Origin of the sequence: Echinicola shivajiensis, from assembly GCF_018642165.1 — a bacterium.
In the GTDB taxonomy this organism is placed as follows: Bacteria; Bacteroidota; Bacteroidia; order Cytophagales; family Cyclobacteriaceae; genus Echinicola; species Echinicola shivajiensis.
This window is the reverse complement of the sequence record NZ_JAHHZM010000016.1, coordinates 68471-87933: the sequence shown is the minus strand read 5'-3', so window position 1 is coordinate 87933 and position 19463 is coordinate 68471. Positions and strand designations below refer to the sequence as shown.

The window sequence follows — 19463 nt, the reverse complement described above, 5'->3', positions numbered from 1 at the left end:
TTTATGAATTTAAAATTCTCTTTCGTACTTCTCACTGTGGGCTTGGGGATTGGGGCCTGCCAGTCCCAAAAACAAGTAGTTGTTCCCAAGGTTCCAGAAATGGTTCAGCCGCCATTGGAGGAAGTTGGTAAATCGGACTATCAGGAATTGATTAAGTCCAAGGAGAATGCGCTCTCCAATTACAGGGAAAGTAGAGAAAGAAAGTTCGATTTGCTGCACACCAGCTTGGAATTGAGTTTTGACTGGGATAAAGAGCTGGTGTACGGAGATGCCATTCTTCAACTGAAACCTTATTTCTATGGGCAGAAGGAGCTAGAACTAGACGCAAAGGATTTTGATATCCTTGTGATAAACTTGCTGGAAAATCAGGAAGAACAGCCTTTGGGAATGAGTTATAATGGAAAAGTATTGAAAGTTTATTTGCCTAAGGTCTTCTCTGCAGAAGATACCTTAAATCTTAGGATAAAGTACATTGCACATCCGAGTAAAAATAGCGGTTTGGGAAGTGAAGCCATAAAGGACAATAAGGGTTTATATTTTATTAATCCTCAAGGGAAAGAGAATAAGCCAAAACAAATTTGGACACAAGGGGAGACGGAGCATAATTCCAAATGGTTTCCGACCATAGATTCTCCAAATGAACGTGCTACGCATGATATCAAACTGACTGTTGAAAACAAGTATACGACTATCAGTAATGGAGAATTGATCCGTCAGACTGCAAACGCAGATGGGACTAGAACTGATTATTGGGAAATGAATCTGCCTCATGCGCCTTATTTGGTTGCTTTGGCTGTCGGTGAATTTGCGAAAGTGCAAGATGAATGGAGAGGAAAGCCAGTAAACTACTATGTGGAAGAAAAATACAAGGAGGGGGCGGCCAAAACCTTTGGAAATACGCCTGAAATGATGAGCTTTTATTCCGAGTTATTGGGAGTGGATTTTCCTTGGCAAAAATATGATCAAATAGTCGTTCGGGATTTTGTATCAGGAGCAATGGAAAATACTACTGCTTCTATTTTTATGGAGGAGTTAAACATGAATGCCCGAGAAGCAATTGATAATGAGTATGAAGGGATCATTGCCCATGAGCTTTTTCATCAGTGGTTTGGTGATTTGGTGACTACGGAGTCCTGGTCAAATTTGCCTTTAAATGAAGCCTTTGCAAATTATGGGGAATACCTTTGGTATGAGCATAAAGAAGGGCGTGATGCTGCTGATCTCCACCATATTGGTGAAATGGAGACTTACTTTTATGAAGCAAGCTCCAAGCAGGTAGACTTGATTCGGTTTGAGTATGAAGATAATGAGGATATGTTTGATAGCCATTCCTATGCAAAAGGGGGGAGAGTGCTACATATGCTACGGAACTATTTGGGAGATAAGGCCTTTTTTAAAGGCTTGAAATACTATTTGACTGAAAATGAGTTTAGTTCAGTGGAAATCCATGATTTGAGATTGGCCATGGAAAAAGTCTCGGGCCGCGATCTAAACTGGTTTTTTGATCAATGGTTTTTGGATTCCGGGCACCCTGAGTTAAAGATCAAAATGGACTACTCTGTTCCAGAGAATATACTTTTAACAGTAACACAAACTCAAGATCTTAACGAGGTTCCATTATACAAATTACCCTTTACAGTAAGTTGGTATGAGAATGGTCGACGTATGGAAAAAGCGTTTGTTCTTGATCGCCAATTTCAGCAGTTTGCATTGGAGAATGAAGTGCCTTTGGATTTGGTCTTGTTTGATGAATATAAGACCTTGCTTGTCAAGAACAATACCAGTAGGAGCAAGCAACAGTTTATGAGTCAATTTGAAAAGTCTATAAGCGGTGTTGCTAGGTATGAGGCCTTGGACAGTCTTAGTAATTTAGACTTGGAGGAAAAAGAAGTGCTTTGGATTTTAGAAAGGGGATTAACTGATACTTATTGGCCGATTAGAGAGATATCCCTTAGTAGGTTAGCCGATAAATCAGAATTGGAAAGTGTGCTGGCTATTGTGAGGAAATTGGCCGCCGAGGATCCCAACAATAGTGTTCGCGCTGCAGCTATAGAAAAGCTAGGAATGCTGGAGGATGAAATCAGCCGTAACAAGTTCTTGGAATGGGTGGAGGATCCTTCCTATTATGTTTCCAGTGCAGCGTTGACAGCGTATTTGGAAAGTGTGGAAGAAGGAGTAGGAAAAGCAATTGTAGCAGAGTCATTCGAGAAGGAGGATAATATACGGATCTTGGTGCCTTTGATTGATTATTATAGCCGTGAGTCCATAGGAGGGAAGGGGGATTGGCTTCATAAGAAATTTGAAGCGACAAATGGAAAATCTTTATATTACTTGATAGGTTTTTACAGTGATTATTTTGTGAGGATGCCAGAAGAAGGTAGTGATCGTGCGATTGAAAATTTATTGGCTTTAGCTGAAAACCATGATGCCAACTATGTTAGGCTTGCGGCATTTCAGGCGCTTTTTGGATTTGTCGATGACCCAGGAATACAGGGAAAGTTGAAGAATGTTTATCTCAAGGAAAAGGATTTGGAAACACAGAAAGCAGAAGAGTACTTTTTGCTTCCATATTTAGATGAAAATTAATTCGCTGATTACGAAAAGCTTAATAAAAAAGGTGTGAAAAAGTTTAGAAATTTTTAGCCAAAGTTTTGAATGTTTCAGGAAAGGGTATACCTTTGCCATCCGTTAAGACAAACAAAAAAGAACAAAAGAGTTCGACAGTCGAAACGAAGTTTGAAATATTGATGAATGGGGGAATACCAAAGCGGCCAACTGGGACGGACTGTAAATCCGTTGACTTATGTCTTCACAGGTTCGAATCCTGTTTCCCCCACACTTTATATTTTCACATTTATTATTAAATTTGTGGAAACTATACAGCAAAAGTTCTTCATAAAGGAACACGACGATTGAAATTATTGTCAATAGTTGATATTCTTTTGCAAGATTTTGGTATGTATAAAATTAATCCTGAGTGGATTTTTCACGAAGGAATTCTAGAGAGTTTCCCTTCGTTCGGGAAGCAATTTAGGAATAGCATAAAAGTATTAGAGTATAAGCGGGAGTAGCTCAGTTGGTAGAGCGGCAGCCTTCCAAGCTGCAGGTCGCGGGTTCGAGCCTCGTCTCCCGCTCTATGCTATTTATAGCGTAGACAATAAATGTTATCAGCCGACGTAGCTCAGGGGTAGAGTGCTTCCTTGGTAAGGAAGAGGTCACGGGTTCAAATCCCGTCGTTGGCTCAGTGACATTAGCAAAATTTAACTAATTCATATCATTAACTAAACAGAGGATTTTCACGCATGGCAAAAGCAACCTTTGACCGTTCCAAACCGCACGTAAATATCGGTACTATTGGTCACGTCGATCATGGTAAGACTACCTTGACAGCTGCCATTACTACTGTATTGGCCAGAAAGGGTCTTTCTGAATTAAGAGATTTCTCTTCTATCGATAATGCTCCAGAAGAGAAAGAAAGAGGTATCACCATTAACACTTCTCACGTAGAATATCAAACTGAATCAAGACACTATGCTCACGTAGATTGTCCTGGTCACGCAGATTACGTGAAAAACATGGTAACTGGTGCTGCGCAGATGGACGGTGCTATTCTAGTAGTTGCTGCCACTGACGGTCCAATGCCTCAAACTAGAGAGCACATTCTTCTTGCTCGTCAGGTAGGTGTACCAGCTCTAGTAGTATTTTTGAACAAAGTTGATTTGGTAGATGATGCTGAGCTTCTTGAGCTAGTTGACATGGAAGTAAGAGAATTGCTTTCTTTCTACGACTTCGACGGTGACAACATTCCAGTTATTGCTGGTTCTGCTCTTGGTGCACTTAACGGTGAGCCTGAGTGGGAAGAAAAAGTAATGGAATTGATGGATGCGGTTGATAACCACATTCCACTTCCTGAGCGTCTTGTTGACAAAGACTTCTTGATGCCTGTAGAGGACGTATTCTCGATCACTGGTCGTGGTACTGTAGCTACTGGTAGAATTGAAAGAGGTGTTATCAACTCTGGTGATCCTGTAGATATCATCGGTATGGGTGCTGAAGGTCTTAAGTCTACTGTAACAGGAGTTGAAATGTTCCGTAAGATTTTGGACAGAGGTGAAGCTGGTGATAACGTAGGTCTATTGCTAAGAGGTATTGAGAAATCTCAGATCAAGAGAGGTATGATTATCTGTAAGCCTGGATCTGTAACTCCTCACGCTCACTTTACTGCAGAAGTTTACGTATTGTCAAAAGAAGAAGGTGGACGTCACACTCCATTCTTTAACAAGTACCGTCCTCAGTTCTACTTGAGAACAACAGACGTTACTGGAGAGATCAAACTTCCTGAAAACGTTGAAATGGTAATGCCAGGTGATAACGTATCTATGGACGTGACTTTGATCAACCCTGTTGCTCTAGAGAAAGGACTTCGTTTCGCTATCCGTGAGGGTGGTAGAACTGTAGGTGCTGGACAGGTAACTGAAATTCTTGACTAATACATAATCAAGATATAAATTCAAATGCGGTTCTGAAATTTTCAGAATCGCATTTGTTTCTTTATAGAATAATACCTACTTTTGCATTCCTTTTGGAATGTAAATGTGTACACGGGCATAGTTCAATGGCAGAATAGCGGTCTCCAAAACCGTTGATGGGAGTTCGAATCTCTCTGCCCGTGCAATTAAAATCATATACCATGAACGTAAAGAACTTTGTTATCGAGTCAATTGACGAAATGAAGAACAAGGTTACATGGCCAAAATATGCCACGTTGCAGAGCAATGCGGTATTGGTTCTTGTTGCCTCTTTGATATTTGCCATAGTTATCGGCTTAATAGATCTGAGCTTCGAGAACATTATGAAATGGTTTTACGATTTATTTTAATTGAATCAATAGTTACTGATGGCAGAACATAAATGGTATGTACTTAGGGTGGTAGCCGGGCAAGAGAAAAAGGCCAAATCTTATTTGGACAATGAAATTGCTAGGCAGAAGCTTGAGGATTTTATTCCTGAGGTTTTGATACCTTCTGAAAAAGTATACGAAATGCGCAATGGCAAAAAGAGAGTCAGAGAGAGAAACTTCTTTCCTGGCTATGTTTTGGTTAATGCGGATTTGTCCCATGGTGAAGCTAATCACGTAATTACGAGTATCCCGGGTGTTATCGGTTTCTTAGGTGCAAATGCAGGAGGAGCTTCCAAGACTCCTGAGCCATTACGACAATCAGAAGTCAACCGTATCTTAGGTAGGGTTGAAGGGATTGATGAATTTGCTGAGAAGCTTGATACGCCATATATAGTTGGAGAGAGCGTTAAGGTAATGGACGGTCCATTCAGTGGTTTCTCGGGAACAATAGAAGAGGTGTTTGAAGACAAGAAGAAGCTTAATGTTATGGTTAAGATCTTCGGTCGAAATACACCTGTCGAATTAAACTTTATGCAAGTAGAAAAACAAGACTAGGAAATGGCTAAGGAAATTACTGGTTATCTGAAATTACAGGTGAAAGGTGGCCAGGCAAATCCATCTCCTCCTGTTGGTCCGGCCCTTGGTTCAAAGGGTTTGAACATCATGGAGTTCTGTAAGCAGTTCAATGCTAGAACTCAGGATAAAATGGGTCAAGTTCTACCTGTTCTTGTTACGATTTATTCGGACAAGTCTTTTGATTTTGTAGTAAAAACTCCTCCAGCATCTAATATGTTGCTTGAGGCTGCCAAACTCAAAGGAGGTTCTCCTGAACCAAACAGAAAGAAAGTAGGCTCAGTTACCTGGGATCAAGTTAAAGAAATTGCTGAGGTGAAGATGCCTGACTTGAATGCCTTTAAAGTGGAATCTGCAATGAAAATGGTTGCAGGTACGGCGAGAAGTATGGGAATCACAGTTTCAGGAAAAGCTCCTTGGGAGGAATAAATAAAAAACAATGGCTAAGTTAACAAAAAAGCAAAAAGAAGCTCTTTCTAAGTACGACCCAAGCCAGCAGTACTCCCTTACTGAGGCTTCTTCAATTGTCAAAGAAATCACGACTACTAAATTTGATGCTTCTGTAGACGTTGACATCCGTTTGGGTGTTGATCCTAGAAAAGCTGATCAAATGGTTAGAGGTGTGGTTGCTTTGCCTCACGGAACAGGAAAAGAGGTTAAAGTACTTGTACTTTGCACACCTGATAAGGAAGAAGAAGCTAAGGAAGCTGGAGCTGACTATGTTGGCTTAGATGACTATATTGCCAAAATTGAAGGTGGATGGACTGACATTGATGTCATCATCACTATGCCTAACGTTATGGCTAAAGTAGGTAGATTAGGTAGAGTATTAGGACCAAGAGGTTTGATGCCTAACCCTAAATCTGGAACTGTAACCCTAGAAGTAGGTAAAGCAGTTAAAGAAGTAAAAGGTGGTAAGATCGACTTTAAAGTAGATAAGTTCGGTATAGTACATGCAAGTGTTGGAAAGGTTTCTTTCGAACCTGCTAAGATCCAAGAGAATGCTCAGGAGCTTATCAATACTATCTCTAAGTTGAAGCCTGCATCTTCTAAAGGTACTTACTTCAAGAGTATACATTTATCTAGCACAATGTCTCCTGGTATTGCAATTGATAAGGGGAGTATTCAAGGTATTTAATTATGACTAGAGAGGAAAAAAAATCAATAATCGAAAGTCTTACCGAGAAGTTTAAAGAAACTCCGCATTTCTATATCGCAGATGCATCAGGTTTCAATGTTGCTCAGGTAAACGCTTTCAGAAGACTGTGTTTCGAGAAGGGCGTTGAATATCGTGTGTACAAAAACACCTTTATCAAAAAGGCGCTAGAAAATCTTGACGCAGATTTTACAGAATTAGAAGGAACTCTTAAAGGTTTTTCAGGTGTTTTGTTTGCTACAGAGACTGCAAGCTTGCCTGCAAAAGTCCTTAAGGAATACAGAAAAAAGGCTGGATCTAAAGAAACAAGACCGGTATTCAAAGGAGCTTCAATTGACAGCGACATTTTCATCGGCGAAGCCAACTTGGACGTGTTGTCATCTTTGAAGTCCAAAGAAGAACTATTGGGCGAAGTTATCGGATTGCTTCAGTCTCCTGCCAAAAACGTTATCTCTGCGCTTAAGAGCGGTCAGGATACATTGGCTGGACTTGTTAAAACTCTTTCTGAAAGAGAATCATAATATCATACAAATCAATTAGAAAAAAATCAGTTAATTTAAAATAATAATACAATGGCAGATCTTAAAGCATTCGCTGAGCAGTTAGTTAACTTGACTGTTAAAGAGGTTAGTGAATTAGCCGAAATATTGAAGGACGAGTACGGTATCGAACCTGCTGCTGCAGCTGCTCCAGTAATGGTAGCTGGTGGTGCTGGTGAAGGTGCTGGTGAAGAAGAAAAATCTTCTTTCGACGTGATCTTGAAAGCTGCTGGTGGACAGAAGTTGGCAGTTGTGAAATTGGTTAAAGAATTAACCGGTCTAGGTCTTAAGGAAGCTAAAGAAGTAGTTGACGGAGCTCCTAAGGCTATCAAAGAAGGAATCGCAAAAGACGAAGCTGAAGCACTTAAGAAGCAACTTGAGGAAGCTGGTGCTGAAGTAGAGCTTAAGTAATTTGAATAACCTCATCTAATAGGTGATGGTTATTGCAATAGACCTGACTTTTTAGTCAGGTCTTTTCCTGTTTGTGCACAGTTTGAAAATTGCACTATTCTAAGCGGAAATTGCCGCATTCAGTTATTAATTATCACTATAAACATATACTGCCTTGGCTATCCAGAATCAAACCGAAAGGAAAAGTTTCTCATCTATTAAGGTAGTCAAAGACTATCCGGATTTCCTTGATATCCAATTGCAATCATTTAAGGATTTTTTCCAATTGGATACTCCCGCTGAAAAGAGGAGACAGGATGGGCTTTTCAAGGTGTTTTCTGAGAACTTCCCTATAAGTGACTCAAGAGAAAACTTTACCCTTGAATTTATTGACTATGCAGTCGACCCGCCTAAATATAGTGTCGGTGAATGTATTGACAGGGGCTTGACTTACTCTGTTCCGTTGAAAGCGAAACTTCGTCTATTGTGTTCAGATGAAGACAATGAAGATTTCGAAACCATCGAACAAGAAGTATTTCTTGGAAACCTACCTTATATGACTGAAAAGGGCTCTTTTGTGATCAATGGAGCTGAAAGAGTCATCGTTTCCCAGTTACACCGTTCCCCTGGGGTATTCTTTGCCCAAAGTAAGCATACAAATGGTACTAAGCTTTATTCTGCCAGGATCATTCCTTTCAAGGGATCTTGGATTGAATTTGCTACAGATATCAATAATGTCATGTATGCTTATATTGACAGAAAGAAGAAATTCCCTGTAACTACCTTGTTGAGAGCCATTGGTTATGGTTCTGATAAAGCCATTTTGGATTTGTTTGGCCTTTCTGAAGAGGTAGAATCAAGCAAAACCAAACTTGAAAAGGTAGTAGGAAGGAAATTAGCAGCCCGTGTTTTGAGAACATGGGTAGAGGATTTTGTGGATGAAGATACCGGAGAGGTAGTTTCAATCGATAGAAATGAAGTACTCTTAGAAAGAGACTATGTGCTGACGGAAGAGGATATCGAATTGATCCTGGATTCTGGAGCTAAGAGTATTATTCTGCATAGAGATGATGTCAATATTGCTGACTACTCTATTATTTATAATACCCTACAGAAGGATAACTCTAACTCAGAGAAAGAAGCGGTTGAGGTAATTTACCGTCAATTGAGAAACACTGAAGCACCTGATGAAGCTACTGCAAGAGAGGTGATTCATGGTTTGTTCTTCTCTGACAAGCGTTATGATCTAGGAGAAGTAGGTAGATATAGAATTAATAAGAAATTGGGATTGGAGATCGAAGCTGAGAAGATCGTTCTTACCACCCAAGATATTATTAGCATTGTTAAGTACCTAATCGGTCTAATCAATTCTAAGGCTGTGGTTGATGATATTGACCACTTAAGCAACAGAAGGGTTAGAACAGTTGGGGAACAATTATATAGCCAGTTCGGTGTAGGTCTTGCTAGAATGGCCAGAACTATCCGTGAGAGAATGAACGTAAGGGACAATGAAGACTTCAAGCCAGTTGATTTGATCAACGCTAGAACGCTTTCTTCTGTCATCAATTCATTCTTTGGTACCAACCAGCTTTCTCAGTTTATGGATCAAACCAATCCATTGGCGGAATTGACGCACAAGCGTAGACTTTCTGCTTTGGGTCCAGGTGGTCTATCTAGAGAAAGAGCCGGTTTCGAGGTGCGAGATGTTCACTATACTCACTATGGTCGTCTTTGTACTATTGAAACTCCTGAGGGACCAAATATTGGTCTGATTTCTTCTCTTTGCGTTCACGCCAAAGTGAACTCTATGGGCTTCTTGGAAACTCCATATAGAAAAGTGAAGGATGGTAAAGCAGGCATGGAATCAGAGGATATCGTGTTCCTTACTGCTGAAGAAGAAGATAATAATAATATTGCCCAGGCAAATGCACCGTTGGAAGATGATGGTACATTCGTTAATGACAGGGTAAAAGCAAGGTTTGAAGGTGACTTCCCTGTATTGGAGCCTAAGGAAATCAGTTATATGGACGTTGCTCCAAACCAGATTGTATCTGTTGCAGCTTCCTTGATTCCTTTCTTGGAACATGATGATGCCAACCGTGCCCTGATGGGATCAAACATGCAGCGTCAGGCGGTTCCTTTGTTGAAAGCCGAATCTCCAATTGTGGGTACCGGTCTAGAAGCAAAAGCTGCCGTTGATTCTCGCTCATTGATCATTGCAGAGGCTGATGGTGTGGTTGACTTTGTTGATGCCAAGAAGATCGTTATCAAATATGATCTAAGCGATGATGAGTTATTGGTTAACTTCAGTGACGAGTACAAGTCTTATGACTTGATCAAGTTCAGAAGAACAAACCAAGATACCACTATCAACTTGACCCCGCTTGTACTGAAAGGTCAGCGTGTTAAGAAAGGCCAAGTATTGGTAGAAGGTTACTCGACCAACCAAGGCGAACTTGCTTTAGGTAAAAACTTGAAAGTGGCTTATATGCCATGGCAAGGATATAACTTTGAGGATGCGATTGTAATATCTGAAAGAGTTGTAAGAGAAGATATCTTTACTTCTATTCACGTAGAAGAGTTCCAACTCGAAGTAAGGGATACCAAACGTGGTGAAGAGGAATTAACCTCTGAAATCCCTAACGTATCTGAAGAGGCTGTTAAGAATTTGGATGAGAATGGTATTATCAGAATCGGTGCTGAGCTGAAAGAAGGAGATATCATTATCGGTAAAATCACTCCAAAAGGAGAGACTGATCCTACCCCAGAAGAGAAATTGCTTCGAGCGATCTTCGGGGATAAAGCAGGTGATGTGAAAGATGCTTCATTGAAAGCTTCTCCTTCATTGAACGGTGTGGTTATCGAGACCAAATTGTTCTCAAGACCTAAAAAAGATAAAGATTTAAGAGCTAAGGCTAAAGCTGAAGTTGAGAAATTGAAGCAGACTTATACTAAGGAACTACTTGGTGTAAGAGCTAAAATGATCAATAAATTGCTAGGTATTCTTGAGGGTAAAACTTCTCAAGGTGTGAAGCACAAGTTTGGTGATGAAATCATCAGCAAAGGCGTGAAGTTCAATGCTCAGAATATTGAGCAGAACTTGTTCCCTGCTAAGAATCCTTACAGAGATGAAAGTAACTACAATGTTCCTGAAGAGGCTAATTTAGTTTCTGACATTATCTTGGATGATTGGACAGATGATGAGCACACTAATAGCTTGATCCAGCAATTGGTTAAAAATTATACCAATACCAGGAATGAAATTTCAGGTAGATTTAAGAGAGATAAATTCACTCTTGAAGTTGGGGATGAGCTTCCTGCAGGTATTGTTCAGCTTGCTAAAGTTTATGTGGCTAAGAAGCGTAAACTAAAAGTAGGTGATAAGATGGCGGGTCGTCACGGTAACAAAGGTATTGTAGCCAAAATCGTACGTGATGAGGATATGCCATTCTTGGAAGATGGAACTCCAATGGATATTGTTCTTAACCCACTTGGGGTACCTTCTCGTATGAACATTGGTCAGATCTTTGAAACTGTATTGGCTTGGGCCGGACAGAAACTTAATAAAAAGTATGCTACTCCAATCTTTGATGGAGCTACAACTGAAGAAGTAGCTGCTGAATTGGATAAAGCGGGTCTTCCATCTTTCGGTAGAACCTATCTATATGATGGTTTGTCCGGTAAGAAGTTTGACCAACCGGTAACCGTAGGTATTGCCTATATGTTGAAACTTGGTCACTTGGTGGATGATAAGATGCACGCTAGATCTATTGGACCATACTCATTGATTACGCAACAGCCATTGGGTGGTAAAGCACAGTTTGGTGGTCAGCGTTTCGGAGAGATGGAGGTTTGGGCACTAGAGGCATTCGGCGCATCTCACGTGCTTCAAGAAATCCTTACTGTGAAGTCAGATGACGTGATTGGTAGGGCCAAAGCTTATGAGTCTATTGTAAAAGGTGAAAACCTTCCAAAACCAAATATTCCAGAATCATTCAACGTATTGGTTCACGAATTAAGAGGTTTGGCATTGGAAATTACCTTAGACTAAAATTAGATCAATTTGGGCCGAAAGGCCCTTCACATACTCACAAAACGAATTATGGCGTTCAGAAAAAATAAAAAACTAAACAACGACTTTTCCAGAGTCACTATTAGTTTGGCTTCTCCGGAATCCATCCTGGATAGCTCTCATGGTGAGGTTACCCAACCTGAAACCATCAATTACAGAACTTACAAGCCTGAGATGGGCGGTCTTTTCTGTGAGCGAATTTTCGGGCCTGTAAAGGACTGGGAATGTCATTGTGGTAAGTATAAGCGCATAAGATATAAAGGTATCATTTGTGACAGATGTGGGGTAGAGGTTACTGAAAAGAAAGTACGTAGAGAAAGAATGGGACATATCGAATTGGTGGTTCCAGTGGCGCATATTTGGTACTTCAAATCTCTTCCTAACAAAATCGGTTACTTGCTAGGACTTCCTACCAAGAAACTTGATCAAATTGTATACTATGAAAGATATGCTGTAATTAATCCTGGTATCAAGGCTGAGGACGGTCTTCAATACCTAGATTTCTTGACAGAAGATGAGTATTTGGATATCATGGACAAGCTTCCAAAAGAGAACCAAATGCTTGATGATGATGATCCTAATAAGTTCATCGCAAAAATGGGTGCTGAAGCTATTGAAATGCTATTGTCAAGACTAGATCTTGATGATCTTTCTTACAGCTTACGTCACCAGGCAGCAACGGATACTTCTCAGCAAAGAAAGGCAGAAGCTTTGAAGCGTCTGAAAGTAGTTGAAGCATTCAGGGATGCGAGAACCAGGATTGAAAACCGCCCTGAGTGGATGGTAGTAAGAATGGTTCCTGTGATTCCACCAGAATTGAGACCTTTGGTTCCTTTGGATGGTGGTCGTTTTGCAACCTCTGATTTGAATGATCTTTACAGAAGGGTGATCATTAGAAACAACCGTCTGAAAAGATTGATCGATATTAAAGCTCCTGAAGTAATTCTTAGAAATGAGAAAAGGATGCTTCAAGAAGCAGTTGATTCCTTATTTGACAACTCAAGAAAGGTTAACGCTGTAAGATCAGACGGTAACAGAGCATTGAAGTCATTATCTGACATGCTTAAAGGTAAGCAAGGACGTTTCCGTCAAAACTTGCTTGGTAAGCGTGTGGATTACTCTGGTCGTTCTGTAATCGTGGTAGGTCCTGAATTGAAACTACACGAGTGTGGTTTGCCTAAGAACATGGCAGCAGAACTTTTCAAACCTTTTATCATCAGAAAACTGATTGAAAGAGGTATTGTTAAGACTGTAAAATCTGCCAAGAAGATTGTAGACAGAAAAGATCCTGTGGTATGGGATATCCTTGAAAATGTATTGAAAGGACACCCTGTATTGCTAAACCGTGCTCCTACGCTTCACAGATTGGGTATTCAGGCTTTCCAACCTAAATTGATAGAAGGAAAAGCTATTCAGCTTCACCCATTGGTATGTACTGCCTTCAACGCCGATTTTGATGGTGATCAGATGGCGGTTCACGTGCCACTTGGCCATGAAGCGATTTTGGAAGCATCTACTTTAATGCTTTCATCACATAACATCCTTAACCCTGCCAATGGAGCTCCTATTACCGTTCCATCCCAGGATATGGTATTGGGTCTTTATTATGTAACCAAAGGTAGAAGATCTACTCCTGAAGAGCCTGTTGCTGGTGAGGGTATGACTTTCTACGGTGAGGAAGATGTGGTAATTGCCTTGAACGAAGGAGTTATTTCTCAGCATGCTTATATAAATTGTAAGGTTACTGTTAGGGAAGAAGACGGATCTTTGGTTGAAAAAGTGATAGAGACTGTTGCTGGTCGATTGATCTTTAACCAGTTTGTTCCTGAAGAAGTAGGTTATGTAAATGAACTACTTACTAAGAAAAAGCTCCAGCAGATTATTGCTGAGGTAGTTAAAATATGTGGTATCGCACGAAGTGCTAAATTCTTGGATGATATCAAGCATCTTGGATTCCAGATGGCCTACCAAGGTGGTCTATCCATGGGATTAAACGATGTAATTATTCCTGAAGATAAGGATCCATTGATCACTAAAGCTAAGGAAGAGGTTGATCAAGTATGGAATAACTACCTAATGGGTCTTATCACAGATAACGAGCGTTATAACCAAGTAATTGATATCTGGACCAGAACCAACTCCAATCTGACTAACATCTTGATGAAGCAGATGGAAGAGGATAAGCAAGGATTCAATGCTATCTATATGATGATGCACTCAGGTGCAAGGGGTTCAAGAGAACAGATTCGTCAGCTAGGTGGTATGAGGGGATTGATGGCCAAGCCGCAGAAAAACCTTCAAGGTTCTGTAGGTGAGATTATCGAAAACCCGATTCTTTCTAACTTTAAGGAAGGTCTAGATGTATTGGAGTACTTTATCTCTACTCACGGTGCTCGTAAAGGTCTTGCCGATACAGCCTTGAAAACTGCCGATGCTGGTTACTTGACCAGAAGATTGGTGGATGTTGCTCAGGATGTAATTGTATCTGAAGAGGATTGCGGAACCTTAAGAGGTCTAGTAGTTCAGGCATTGAAAGATAATGATGAGATAGTAGAACCTCTATCTGAGCGTATTGTGGGTAGGGTATCTGTTCACGATGTGATTGATCCGATTACTGATGAGGTAATTATCCAATCTGGTGAGGAGATCTCAGACGAATTGGCGAAGAAAGTAGATGAGTCTGCAGTTGAAGAAGTTGAGATCAGGTCAGTATTGACTTGTGAGTCCAGAAGAGGAGTTTGTACCAAGTGTTATGGTAGAAACTTGACTACTGGAAATATAGTACAAAGTGGTGAATCAGTAGGGGTAATTGCTGCCCAGTCTATTGGTGAGCCAGGTACGCAGCTTACCTTGAGAACTTTCCACGTTGGGGGTACTGCATCTAACATTTCCGTTGAAGCAAGCATCAATGCCAAGTTTGAAGGCGTTGTTGAATTTGAAGAGGAAATGAGATGGATCAATACCACTAACAAAGAAGGAGATCCTGTAGCGATCGTTATGGGTAGATCAGGTGAGATTAAGATCAATGATGTTAAATCAGGTAAAACCCTAGTTTCAAACCACGTACCTTATGGTGCGATCCTTAATGTTAAGGATGGTCAGAAAATCGGTAAAGGTGATTCCTTGTGTACTTGGGATCCATATAACGCCGTGATCTTGTCTGAGTTTGACGGTGAGGTATCATTTGATTCCATTATTGAAGGCATTACTTTCAAAGAAGTAGCCGATGACCAAACTGGTTATAGAGAGAAAGTAATCATCGATACTAAAGATAAAACTAAAAACCCTGCTGTAGTTGTAAACTATGGAGATGAGACCAAAGGATACAATATACCTGTAGGTGCTCACCTTGCAGTGGAAGAAGGAGACAAAGTTAAAGCTGGTCAGATTCTTGTAAAAATTCCTCGTTCTGTAGGTAAGACAAGAGATATTACCGGTGGTCTTCCAAGGGTAACCGAGCTTTTCGAAGCGCGTAACCCTTCTAACCCTGCTGTGGTTTCTGAAATTGACGGTGTGGTGACTTATGGTGGTATCAAGCGTGGTAACCGTGAAATCTTTATTGAATCTAAAGATGGAGTGAAGAAGCGTTATATGGTATCATTGTCTAAGCACATTTTGGTTCAGGAAAATGACTTTATTAGAGCTGGTGAAGCACTTTCTGATGGTGCTATTACTCCTAATGATATCCTTTCCATTAAGGGACCAACTGCTGTTCAGGAATACTTGGTGAATGAAATTCAGGAAGTATACCGTCTACAAGGTGTGAAAATCAATGATAAGCACATTGAGGTTATTGTTAGCCAGATGATGCAAAAAGTTGAAATCCTTGATGCTGGTGATACTGGATTCCTTCAAGGACAAGTAGTAGATAAATGGGCTTTCCGTGAGGAAAATGACAATATTCTTGATAAGAAAGTTGTTATGGAGCCTGGGGATTCTGCCACGCTTAAAGCAGGTATGATCATCACTGCTAGAAGACTTAGAGATGAGAATTCAAGCTTGAAGCGTAAAGACTTGAAACTGGTACAAGTAAGAGATGCAGAAACTGCAGTTTCTAAGCCAACCCTTCAAGGTATCACTGCCTCTTCATTGGGTACTGAAAGCTTTATCTCGGCTGCTTCCTTCCAGGAAACAACCAAAGTATTGAGTGAGGCTGCTATCAGAGGTAAGCGTGATGAGCTACTTGGTCTAAAAGAGAATGTGATCGTAGGTCACTTGATTCCTGCAGGTACAGGTCAACGATATTTCAAAGATATTATCGTTGGATCCAAGGATGATCTGGAAAAACTTTCCACTTCTGAAAAGGAAAAAGGCTCGCGTAAGACTAAGGAAGCCGTAAAGTAATTAGAGTTTAACTTTATATAAAAGGCCTGTAAATCGCAGGCCTTTTTTTAATTAAAAGGGAAATGGAAGATAACAAAGACGAGAAAAAGCACAATAATCAGCAGATCAATGTGGAATTGACTGATGAAATTGCAGAAGGGATTTATTCCAATCTGGCAATGATTGCGCATTCCAATTCTGAGTTTGTGATTGATTTTATTCGTTTGATGCCTGGAGTACCTAAGGCAAGGGTTAAGTCAAGGATCATAATGACCCCTGATCACGCTAAAAGGTTATTGTCTGCACTGAAGGATAATATAGATAAGTACGAGAGTGCATTTGGGAAAATTGAATCAGGATCTGAGACACCAGAATTCCCGATGAATTTTGGTGGAACATTAGGAGAGGCTTAAATAAAATATAACCCTTTAATTTTGTTTGTTTTACCTATTTGATTACCTTTGCAGTCCAAATTTCATATGTTAAAGGAGTATTAAAATTATCAGTTAATGCCTACTATACAACAGTTAGTTAGAAAAGGTAGAACTACCCTTGAGTCAAAATCAAAGTCTAGAGCTTTGGATGCTTGTCCTCAAAGAAGGGGTGTTTGTACCAGGGTGTATACTACTACACCAAAGAAGCCTAACTCGGCTATGAGAAAAGTAGCCAGGGTTAGATTGACAAATGGAAAAGAAGTGAATGCTTACATTCCAGGTGAAGGTCACAATTTGCAAGAGCACTCTATCGTATTGATCAGAGGTGGTCGTGTGAAAGATTTGCCAGGTGTACGTTATCACATCATCCGTGGTGCACTAGATACTGCAGGGGTTAAAGACCGTAAGCAAGGTCGCTCTAAGTACGGTGCGAAACGTCCTAAGGACAAGAAATAATCAATTGAAAAAAACTGAACAATGAGAAAAGCGAAACCAAAAAAGAGATATATTCTTCCTGATCCAAAGTTTAATGATACTTTGGTGACCAAGTTTGTTAACTGTCTTATGGTTGATGGGAAGAAGAGTATTGCTTACAAAATTTTCTACGATGCAGTAGACAAAGTAGAAGAAAAATTGGGTGAGAATGGTCTTGAGGTTTGGAAAAAAGCGCTTAACAATATCACTCCATCTGTAGAGGTGAAGAGTCGTAGAGTTGGTGGTGCAACATTCCAGGTTCCAATGGAAGTAAGGCCAGAAAGAAAAATGTCACTGGGTATCAAGTGGATGATCACTTTTTCTAGAAAAAGAGGTGAGAAGACCATGATGGATAGACTGGCTGGAGAAATCATAGCTGCTTCTAAGGGTGAAGGCGCTGCTGTTAAGAAGAAGGACGATACCCACAGAATGGCAGAAGCCAACAAAGCATTCTCACATTTTAGATTCTAATACAAGATGGCAAGAGATTTAAAATTAACAAGAAATATCGGTATCGCTGCCCACATCGATGCCGGGAAGACTACCACCACAGAGCGTATCCTTTTTTACTCTGGTGTATCTCACAAAATCGGTGAGGTTCACGATGGAGCCGCTACTATGGACTGGATGGCTCAGGAGCAAGAAAGAGGTATTACCATTACTTCTGCTGCGACTACCGTTTTTTGGCCATACAGAGACAAAAAATACCAAATCAACATTATCGATACTCCAGGTCACGTTGACTTTACTGTAGAGGTAAACAGATCTCTAAGGGTACTTGATGGTTTGGTGTTCTTGTTTAGTGCTGTGGATGGTGTTGAACCTCAGTCTGAAACTAACTGGAGACTAGCTGATAATTATAAAGTAGCTCGTATCGGTTTCGTTAACAAAATGGACCGTGCTGGAGCTAACTTCCTTGAAGTTTGTAAGCAAGTAAAAGAAATGCTTGGGAGCTATGCAGTTCCTTTGCAAATTCCAATCGGTGCGGAAGATAAATTCCGTGGTGTTGTTGACTTGATCAACAACCGTGCGATCGTTTGGAATGAAGAGGATATGGGAATGACTTTCGAAGAAGTTCCGATTCCTGAAGATATGAAAGATGAGGTAGAGGAATACAGAGAGTATTTACTTGAAGCTGTGGCTGAATATGATGAGACTTTGATGGAGAAATTCTTCGAAGATTCTAATTCAATCACTGAAGAAGAGATTCTTTCTGCTCTTAGAAAAGCAACCATCGATATGAAAATTGTTCCGATGGTATGTGGATCTTCTTTCAAAAACAAAGGTGTACAGACCATGCTAGATCTAGTTATGGAATTGCTACCTTCTCCACTGGATAAAGATAATATCATCGGTCATGACCTTGAAGATGAAGAGAAGGAAGTTTCTATTGCACCAAATACTGATGAGCCTTTTGCAGGTCTTGCGTTTAAGATTGCAACTGACCCATTCGTAGGACGTCTTTGTTTCGTAAGGGCTTACTCAGGTGTTCTTGAGTCTGGTTCTTATGTATTCAATAGCCGTTCTGGTAACAAAGAGCGTATTTCTCGTGTGTTCCAAATGCACGCTAATAAGCAAAATCAGATCGAACGACTAGAGGCCGGTGATATCGGAGCTGTTGTTGGATTTAAAGATATTAAAACTGGAGATACGCTTTGCGCTGAAAACCGTAAAGTAGTGTTGGAATCCATGATCTTCCCTGAGCCTGTTATCGGTTATGCTATCGAGCCTAAGACTCAAGCTGACGTTGATAAGTTAGGTATGGCTGTTGCCAAATTGGTGGAAGAAGATCCTACCTTGCAGGTAAATACGGATCATGAAACTGGACAGACTATCCTTAGAGGTATGGGTGAACTTCACCTTGATATCATCATGGACCGTCTGAAAAGAGAGTTTAAGGTAGAGGTGAACCAAGGTGCTCCACAGGTTGCTTATAAGGAAGCTTTGTTTGGTAACGTAGAGCACAAAGAAGTTTATAAGAAGCAGTCAGGTGGTAAAGGTAAGTTTGCCGATATCGTATTCGAACTTGGACCAAAAGAGGCTGATGCTGAGACTGGAGAAGTTAAGCCAGGTTTGGAATTTGTAAACGGAATCGTTGGTGGTGTTATTCCTAAGGAATTTATCCCTGCTATTCAGAAGGGTTTCCAAGAGGCAATGAAGAATGGTCCTTTGGCTGGGTATCCAGTTGAAGCCATGAAAGTTAGGTTGTTCCATGGATCTTTCCACGATGTCGATTCAGATGCACTTTCTTTTGAACTAGCTGCAAGAATAGGTTTCAAGGAAGCTGCTAAGAAAGCCAAGCCACAGTTGTTGGAGCCAGTAATGTCTGTTGACGTGGTAACTCCTGATGAATATACTGGTCCTATCACAGGTGACTTGAACAGAAGAAGAGGTTTGATGAAAGGTATGGATACCAAAGGTACTTCATCTGTAATCAAAGCTGCAGTTCCATTGTCAGAATTGTTTGGTTATATCACTGACCTAAGAACAATTTCATCAGGTAGAGCTACTGCCTCATTGACATTCTCTCATTATGAGCCTGTTCCTAATAACATAGCTGAAGGTGTTATTGCCGAAGTTAAAGGAGCTAAAGCCTAAAACT

The 19463-nt window shown here is 40.5% G+C and carries 14 protein-coding genes and 4 tRNA genes; all 18 read left to right on the top strand.

Annotation, left to right across the window (positions count from 1 at the left end; genetic code table 11):
* Positions 1-3 precede the first annotated feature (3 nt).
* The gene (locus KMW37_RS19235) at positions 4-2586 is read left to right on the top strand and encodes a M1 family aminopeptidase (RefSeq protein WP_215226266.1); all 2583 of its coding nucleotides are present in this window, start codon (positions 4-6) and stop codon (positions 2584-2586) included.
* A gap of 167 nt (positions 2587-2753) precedes the next feature.
* Positions 2754-2836: transfer RNA gene (locus KMW37_RS19230), tRNA-Tyr, on the top strand.
* Between the two features lie 225 nt (positions 2837-3061).
* Positions 3062-3134, top strand: a tRNA-Gly gene (locus KMW37_RS19225).
* A gap of 36 nt (positions 3135-3170) precedes the next feature.
* Positions 3171-3242, top strand: a tRNA-Thr gene (locus KMW37_RS19220).
* Between the two features lie 60 nt (positions 3243-3302).
* Complete coding sequence (gene tuf, locus KMW37_RS19215; RefSeq protein ID WP_215226265.1) at positions 3303-4490, top strand: elongation factor Tu; 1188 nt, start codon at positions 3303-3305, stop codon at positions 4488-4490.
* A 111-nt stretch (positions 4491-4601) separates the two neighbouring features.
* Positions 4602-4672, top strand: a tRNA-Trp gene (locus tag KMW37_RS19210).
* Between the two features lie 18 nt (positions 4673-4690).
* Entirely contained in the window at positions 4691-4879 is a 189-nt protein-coding gene (gene secE / locus KMW37_RS19205; protein ID WP_215226264.1) for a preprotein translocase subunit SecE, read from the top strand.
* A gap of 18 nt (positions 4880-4897) precedes the next feature.
* Positions 4898-5455, top strand: a complete 558-nt coding sequence (gene nusG / locus KMW37_RS19200) for a transcription termination/antitermination protein NusG (RefSeq protein ID WP_186754470.1) — start codon at positions 4898-4900, stop codon at positions 5453-5455.
* 3 nt (positions 5456-5458) lie between these two features.
* Positions 5459-5902 (top strand): 50S ribosomal protein L11, encoded by a 444-nt coding sequence (gene rplK / locus KMW37_RS19195; protein ID WP_215226263.1) that lies wholly within the window; start codon positions 5459-5461, stop codon positions 5900-5902.
* Positions 5903-5912: 10 nt separating this feature from the next.
* Positions 5913-6611, top strand: a complete 699-nt coding sequence (gene rplA / locus KMW37_RS19190; protein ID WP_215226262.1) for a 50S ribosomal protein L1 — start codon at positions 5913-5915, stop codon at positions 6609-6611.
* A gap of 2 nt (positions 6612-6613) precedes the next feature.
* Entirely contained in the window at positions 6614-7150 is a 537-nt protein-coding gene (gene rplJ / locus KMW37_RS19185) for a 50S ribosomal protein L10 (RefSeq protein WP_215226261.1), read from the top strand.
* 51 nt (positions 7151-7201) lie between these two features.
* Positions 7202-7579 (top strand): 50S ribosomal protein L7/L12, encoded by a 378-nt coding sequence (gene rplL, locus KMW37_RS19180; protein ID WP_186754478.1) that lies wholly within the window; start codon positions 7202-7204, stop codon positions 7577-7579.
* 154 nt (positions 7580-7733) lie between these two features.
* Complete coding sequence (rpoB, locus tag KMW37_RS19175; protein ID WP_215226260.1) at positions 7734-11609, top strand: DNA-directed RNA polymerase subunit beta; 3876 nt, start codon at positions 7734-7736, stop codon at positions 11607-11609.
* Positions 11610-11660: 51 nt separating this feature from the next.
* On the top strand, positions 11661-15974 hold the full coding sequence (gene rpoC, locus KMW37_RS19170) for a DNA-directed RNA polymerase subunit beta' (RefSeq protein WP_215226259.1): 4314 nt from the start codon (positions 11661-11663) through the stop codon (positions 15972-15974).
* 62 nt (positions 15975-16036) lie between these two features.
* The gene (locus KMW37_RS19165) at positions 16037-16366 is read left to right on the top strand and encodes a DUF3467 domain-containing protein (RefSeq protein WP_215226258.1); all 330 of its coding nucleotides are present in this window, start codon (positions 16037-16039) and stop codon (positions 16364-16366) included.
* A 96-nt stretch (positions 16367-16462) separates the two neighbouring features.
* Positions 16463-16843, top strand: coding sequence for a 30S ribosomal protein S12 (rpsL, locus tag KMW37_RS19160; protein ID WP_186754486.1), 381 nt, complete (start codon positions 16463-16465; stop codon positions 16841-16843).
* A gap of 21 nt (positions 16844-16864) precedes the next feature.
* Complete coding sequence (gene rpsG / locus KMW37_RS19155) at positions 16865-17332, top strand: 30S ribosomal protein S7 (RefSeq protein WP_215226257.1); 468 nt, start codon at positions 16865-16867, stop codon at positions 17330-17332.
* 6 nt (positions 17333-17338) lie between these two features.
* Positions 17339-19459: an elongation factor G gene (gene fusA / locus KMW37_RS19150; RefSeq protein WP_215226256.1), complete on the top strand. Its 2121-nt coding sequence runs from the start codon at positions 17339-17341 to the stop codon at positions 19457-19459.
* The last annotated feature ends 4 nt before the right edge of the window (positions 19460-19463 follow it).